Origin of the sequence: Exiguobacterium sp. B2(2022), assembly GCF_028823655.1 — a bacterium.
GTDB lineage: Bacteria > Bacillota > Bacilli > Exiguobacteriales > Exiguobacteriaceae > Exiguobacterium > Exiguobacterium aestuarii_A.
In genome coordinates this window covers 1-6,589 of record NZ_JAPEHX010000090.1, presented here as the reverse complement: position 1 = coordinate 6,589, position 6,589 = coordinate 1, and the positions used below count along the sequence as shown (strand labels likewise).

At 42.8% G+C, this 6,589-nt stretch carries 7 protein-coding genes; 5 read left to right on the top strand and 2 right to left on the bottom strand.

Going from position 1 to position 6,589, the window contains the following annotated elements; translation table 11 throughout:
- From ON063_RS13965 to ON063_RS13955, 3 genes are all read left to right on the top strand, one after another.
- On the top strand, positions 1-639 hold a 639-nt coding region (locus tag ON063_RS13965), incomplete at its 5' end, for a glycosyltransferase family 2 protein (RefSeq protein ID WP_274665532.1).
- Between the two features lie 164 nt (positions 640-803).
- Positions 804-1,970, top strand: coding sequence for a nucleotide sugar dehydrogenase (locus tag ON063_RS13960; protein WP_274665533.1), 1,167 nt, complete (start codon positions 804-806; stop codon positions 1,968-1,970).
- A 57-nt stretch (positions 1,971-2,027) separates the two neighbouring features.
- Positions 2,028-2,894 (top strand): NAD-dependent epimerase/dehydratase family protein, encoded by an 867-nt coding sequence (locus ON063_RS13955; protein ID WP_274665531.1) that lies wholly within the window; start codon positions 2,028-2,030, stop codon positions 2,892-2,894.
- Between the two features lie 130 nt (positions 2,895-3,024).
- Here the strand turns inward: ON063_RS13955 and ON063_RS13950 are convergent, their stop codons facing one another.
- Both ON063_RS13950 and ON063_RS13945 read right to left on the bottom strand, forming a co-directional pair.
- Complete coding sequence (locus ON063_RS13950) at positions 3,025-3,927, bottom strand: tyrosine-type recombinase/integrase (protein WP_274665530.1); 903 nt, start codon at positions 3,925-3,927, stop codon at positions 3,025-3,027.
- Between the two features lie 5 nt (positions 3,928-3,932).
- Positions 3,933-4,385: a sigma factor gene (locus tag ON063_RS13945; protein ID WP_274665529.1), complete on the bottom strand. Its 453-nt coding sequence runs from the start codon at positions 4,383-4,385 to the stop codon at positions 3,933-3,935.
- A gap of 348 nt (positions 4,386-4,733) precedes the next feature.
- Between ON063_RS13945 and ON063_RS13940 the strand changes: the two genes are divergently transcribed.
- Together ON063_RS13940 and ON063_RS13935 are read left to right on the top strand one after the other, a co-directional pair.
- On the top strand, positions 4,734-5,885 hold the full coding sequence (locus tag ON063_RS13940; RefSeq protein ID WP_274665528.1) for an ROK family transcriptional regulator: 1,152 nt from the start codon (positions 4,734-4,736) through the stop codon (positions 5,883-5,885).
- 166 nt (positions 5,886-6,051) lie between these two features.
- Positions 6,052-6,498 (top strand): hypothetical protein, encoded by a 447-nt coding sequence (locus ON063_RS13935; protein ID WP_214744383.1) that lies wholly within the window; start codon positions 6,052-6,054, stop codon positions 6,496-6,498.
- Positions 6,499-6,589 lie beyond the last annotated feature (91 nt).

Sequence of the window (6,589 nt, the reverse complement as noted above, 5' to 3'; positions counted from 1 at the left end):
CTGTGCATAAAAGATTCACGAATTAAATATTATAGATTAGAGAAAAATTCTGGTGCGGCTCAAGCAAGAAATTTTGGCATTGAAAAAGCGAAAGGAGAATTTATTGCGTTTTTGGATAGCGACGATCTTTGGAGAAATGACAAACTTATAAAGCAAATAAAATATATCAGACAAGAGAAAGTGATATTTACTTGCACGTATTACGATAAAATAAATGAAGATGGAGAGAAACTAGGTTTAACAATTAAAACCCCTGATAAATTGGATTATAAAGGACTTCTTTTCAATTCTCTAGGAAATTCTACTGTAATTTATAGTGCAAGACTCTTAGGAGAAAAAATGAAAATACCTTCTATTAAAAAAAGAAATGATTATTTGATGTGGTTACAAATTATAAAAAAAGCTAAAAAATTATATTGTTTAGAAGAAGTATTAGCTAGTCACCGTATTAGAAAAGGTTCGCTATCAAAAAATAAGTTAAGTCTAGTGAAGTATCATTGGACTATTTACTTTAAAATTGAGAAACTTTCAATGGCAAAATCACTTTTTTTGACTCTTTATTGGATTGCTAAGTCGATTCCAAAGTTAGTAAAAAAACCTAAAATTCTTAGAAAGTTAAATTTAAATAAGGATACTTAGAATAAATCTTTAAAAATACTAGATTCGAGTTTGATGCTTCTAGATTTGTCAGTTATAAAGTTACAGGACAAAGTTTGGCGGGAACAAATCTTAAGTGGTGAGTATCGAAATTTGTTAAAAAAGCAATATACAATTTGACCTCTGAAGATGGGATTGAAGAAATGATGAGAATAACAGTAGCTGGAACAGGTTATGTTGGTCTTTCAATAGCTGTATTATTGTCGCAAACCAATGAAGTTGTTGCTCTTGATATTATGCAAGAAAAAGTTAATATGATTAACAAGAAACAGTCACCAATCGTTGATGCACAAATCGAGAGTTATTTACAAAATAAGAACCTTAATTTAGTTGCGACTACTGATAGTTTAACAGCATTCAAAGATGCAGAATACGTTATTATCGCAACACCTACGGATTACGATCCTGTACGCAACTACTTCGATACACGTACGGTAGAAAGTGTAATTGCAAAGGTTTTAGCTATTAATCCAGAAGCTATCATGGTTATTAAATCAACTATACCAGTAGGTTATACGGAGGAAGTAAAATCAAAATTTGATACTAAAAATATCATCTTTTCTCCAGAATTCTTACGTGAAGGTCAAGCATTACATGACAATCTTTATCCATCACGTATTGTTGTTGGCGAGCAATCAGAGCGCGCTCAAGTCTTTGCAGATTTATTAAAAGACGCTGCGATTAAAAAAGATATACAGGTATTGCTAACTTATTCGACTGAAGCAGAAGCTATTAAGTTGTTTTCAAATACATATTTAGCTATGCGTGTTGCATTCTTTAACGAACTCGATACCTATGCTGAAGTTCGTGGTTTGGATTCAAAACAAATTATCGAAGGTGTTGGTCTTGATCCACGTATTGGATCACATTATAATAATCCTTCGTTTGGTTATGGCGGCTACTGTTTGCCAAAGGATACAAAACAGCTGCTTGCTAACTACGAAGATGTGCCAAATAACATCATTGGTGCTATTGTTGATGCGAACCGTACACGTAAAGATTTTGTGGCAGAATCTATTTTAAAGCAAAATCCCAAGCGGGTTGGTGTATATCGTTTAACAATGAAAACTGACTCAGACAACTTTAGAGCTTCTTCAATTCAAGGAATCATGAAGCGTATTAAGGCGAAAGGTGTCGAAGTGGTTGTGTATGAACCAGCTTTAAAAGAGGATAATTTTTACAATTCTCCTGTCATTAATGATTTTGAAAAATTCAAGGAAACGACCGATGTGATTGTCACGAATCGTCTTCATCCAGAACTTAAAGATGTTTTTTATAAAGTGTATACGCGTGATTTATATAGTCGAGATTAATAAAACAAACAGTATGAAAGTAATTTCCATGCTGCTTGTTTTATAGGGGGATATATATTGAAGAAAGTATTAATTACGGGTGCAAGTAGCTATGTTGGGAACTCATTTAAGCAATGGGTTTCAGATAACTATTCTTCAAAGATTGAAGTGGAGTCTGTTGGGACACGAAGCGGAGAGTGGAAGCAACTTTCATTTGAAGGATATGACGTTGTGTTACATGTGGCTGCAGTAGTCCACGTTTCAATGAAAAAAAACATGAAAAAACTCTATTATCAAGTAAATACTGATTTAACAGAGAAGATTGCAAAAAAGGCCAAAAAAGAGGGCGTTCGCCAATTTGTATTCATGAGTAGTATGAGTGTGTACGGAGATGCATCCAATCTAAAATTGATTACACATATGACGAATCCAAATCCTGCAAACTATTACGGGATGAGTAAGCTTCAAGCAGAGAAGAGGCTTGCGCTTCTCGAGGATGATAGTTTTATAGTAGCTTGTATTAGACCGCCTATGATTTATGGTAAAGGTGCAATTGGGAATTATGTGAAGCTTGCTAAGCTAGCAAGGAAAATTCCATTTTTTCCGAATTATAAAAATCAGCGAAGTATGATTCATATTGATAACTTATGTGAGTTTTTGACACTTGTGATTCTTCATAGATACCAAGGGACGTTCCACCCTCAGAACAGTGAATATGTATGTACATCTGATTTAGTATCAACTATTGGTAAGGTACATGATAACCGTGTCCGAAAGATTAAAATATTTAATCCGCTTATTAAACTTGTTGTTAATCGTCACATTACGATCAATAAGTTATTTAGTGATTTTGCATACTCTAAAGAGTTATCAACATATCAACATGAATATATCGTACGAGATTTCAAAGAGAGCATTGTGCTAACGGAGCAAGACAAAGAATAATACATAGGGCAGATGAAGAGACTGCCCTATGTATTTACTTCCTTAAAAATTGGACTGGTTAATTACTTTAACATTTTTGATTTTATCAAACCTACTAAACAAGGTTTAAAGGTTAATTCTGTTTCTTCACTCACTTATCAACCTCTCGATTTTTCGCATTCAACACTTCAATCGTCTCTTGATTCTGTTCTTTCGAGATGTGCAGATATAACTCGGTCGTCTCGGTCGAGGCATGTCCGAGTAATCGACTGATTTTCGTGATTTTGACATCGGCGTTATAAAGTTCGGTTGCGAAGCTGTGACGGAGGATATGACTCGTGATTCCGAAACCGAGTTGTTCCTCTGATACTTCCAGGAGATATTTATTCACATAGTTCGCGCGGACTTTTGATCCGTTCGGCATGATGAACAAGTATTGCGAGTCCTTGTCTGATTTTGGCCGCTCGACCTGAATATAACGCTCTAACGATTTTCGGATACGATCGGTCATCGGCACTTCCCGCATTTTATTCCCTTTCCCATGTCGAATGATGATGTCGTTCGACTCAAACGATACATCCTCGAGTTTTACATCTAACGTCTCACTGATTCGGAACCCCGCATCGCAGCCAATCAAAAAGATGTTATACAATGTCGCGTTGTGTGCATGATGCAGCAGTTGATTCACTTGTTCCCGGCTTAAAATGATGGATTGCCGCTTTACTTCGGCACCGGGTACGTTGACGAATACGAACGGATTATATGTGATCCATCCTCGTTTGACCGAGTAAGACATGAACGACTTGAGTACACTCACATATTTTTTGATTGTGTTGGTCGCAAGCTCTTCATCTACTAGTTTGTCTCGGTACGGGAACGCGTGGTCAGTTTCATCCACGTTCTTCAGATACACCACATTCGACTGCTGCATCATCTGTTCGAATCGACGTAACGTGTTCCGATACGTCTTCACCGTCTCAGGGGAGCGTTGTTGCCGCATCTCTACATCTTCCAAGTAACGCGTGATCGCTTCTTTGATTTGAATCGGTTCCATGTTGTTCACTCCTTCGAATACAACTCTTTTCGCAACTCACGTTGAACGTCCGCCTTATACGCGCGCAATCGGCTTGCGGAGTAGTCGAGCGTCTGTTCCGTGCCATCAATCAGATGACAGAGAAGTTCGAAGTGGCGTGGGGATAGGTTCTTCCGTTGTTCGTCGAGCCAGTCAAACAGATGACGCTCGGATGTCATACATTGCTCGGGGAGCCGTTCGGCTGCGACCTCATGTTTCAAATGCCGTGCGTTCTTTTGTTGATGGTTCAGAATCGCTCCACGGATGCGCTGGAAGCAGTACGTCTTCGATAGCGTACAGCCTCGGTTCAAGGCTTCCCATAAGGCGATGCGGGCAATTTGGACACAGTCGTCCTGCTCGTTCTGGTGGATGTTCAAGTGGCGGATGACATAGTGGATCATCGGCTCCCATTCTGTGATTTGTTCGTCAATCGTTTTCATCGTCGGTTCTTTTCCGAGCGCTCTTTCGTATTCCTAGGTTGAAGCGAGTATAAACGCTATTCTTCTCCTTTCTGTCGTTGTTACACCAATGTCTAACGCCTCTGTCACCTTAATCCCAATGTTATCGGAGATATCCCTTGGGCTTATGTGTGATAAGGGCGGTCGCTAGGCGGGGGGAATAGCGTTTCTTTCCTGATGACGTTGTATTAACCAGATGAATCATTCGATTTGACCGATATGATGGACACATTCCATCATTTCTTGATGAAAGAATGTTTCAGTCAATCGCTGACCGCTTTCCCGGACATGCTATACTAAAAGAAAATGACAGGAATAGGTGGAATGGTCATGGGGAACACAACACCACGCAACTCCAAATGGATGAGGTCCTATAATCGGGCGCTCATCCTTCGGCTCATCCGGCTCCATCAGCCGGTGTCCCGTGTCGAGCTCGCTAAGAAGACGAGTTTGACGAAACCGACGATTTCGAACATCGTCAATGAACTGAAAGAAGAAGGACTGATCAATGAGCGGGAGCTCGGCGTCTCGAGTGGGGGACGACGCCCGATCATGCTCGAGCTCGCGGCGAGCGACCGTTTCGTCATCGGCATCGATGCGACGCAGCGAAAGCTGCACGGGGTCGTTACGAACATCCATGGGGAACTGCTCGACGAGGCATGGCATGACGAACGGTTCGATACGAACGAGGAGTTCATCGATGCCATCGTCGCGCTGTACATAACGTTGAACGACCGCACGGAAGGCGATGTCATCGGACTCGGCGTCTCTGTGCACGGGATGGTCGAGGCAGGTGACGGGGTTGTCTTGTTCGCACCACGTTTTCACTTGCACGACATCCCGCTCAAGCACGAACTCGAGAAGCGGCTCGGCCAGCACGTCTTCGTCGAGAACGACGTGCGGACACTTGCCCTCGGCGAACTGTATTTTGGGGAAGCAATTGGGATTGAGGAGTTCTTTTATGTGTATGCCGGGTACGGGATCGGGGGAGCGTATGTCCACGCAGGCGAGTTGATCGATGGGGAGCATCATATCGCTGGTGAGATCGGACATATGCGCATCATGCTCGATGGACCGATCTGTTCATGCGGCAACCGTGGCTGTTTAGAGGCGGTCGCAGGTGAGCGTGCCATCTTGAACGAGGCCCGTCAACTCGCGCATGACCTGACGCTCGACGACCTCCGTGATTCCGTAAGCTCGAATCAAGATGTTCAAAAGCTTTATGAACGGGCCGGTGAATACATCGGCATCGCCACTCTCAATATGATTCATCTGTTAAACCCGGGTCGCATCCTTCTCGGGGGACCACTCTTCAACTATGCGCCGGACGTCGTGACGAACATCCAAGAGCGTGTCGCCCAGACGGCGCTCACCCTCGATGCCCGTCAGACCGACATCCGTGTCGTCCCGTGGAACGTCAGCCAAGGCGCGCTCGGGGCTGCGGCACTCATCACGAACGAGATGTTCGGTGAAATTCAATGAAACAACGAGTCGTCTTTCTCTTGTAGAAAGGCGATTTTTCATTTCTTCTTAAGAAAGCGTTTACAACATAAACGAGAGCATGCTATAGTCTATGTGTAGTTAGATAATAAATTTAATTTACTAAGTAAGGGGTGACACTCTCAACGACACGTTTGGAGGGGTAGCGATGCAAAAAGAGACACCATTGAAAGACCAGTTCCACGCGATCTTCGGTCGCTACGGGGCGACCCGATTGTTCGCACGACACGACTTCGCCTTCGACGAAATGGAAGCGTTCACAGGCGAGGAGACGAGCATGATCATCACGCGCTCTAGACGCGACGGCATATTTCGTCTCTATGACGAGGAGACGCGTGACATCCGATTATTTCGAGCATCGACGCTCTCTCGCGACGTGTCGTTCGACGACATGGACGGCTTGTTCGAGCTGTTGCTCTGGCGATTGAAAGAACAAGACGCATTGCCGTTCGGGGCGGACCTTTACGTAGTCGGCCCATACATAGACGGACCGAAGCTCGATTTGGAACTGATCACGTACACGTTGACACGGCTCGGGGATCGCCCGATGCCAGATCATCTTATTCGGGAGTTATGCCATCGTATTGTGGCGTGACAACATATTCAAAGGAGAATGAACATGAAAAAAACGACGATTGCACTCGCATCATCTGTCTTAATGCTCTCATCTTTACTCGCTGCGTGCG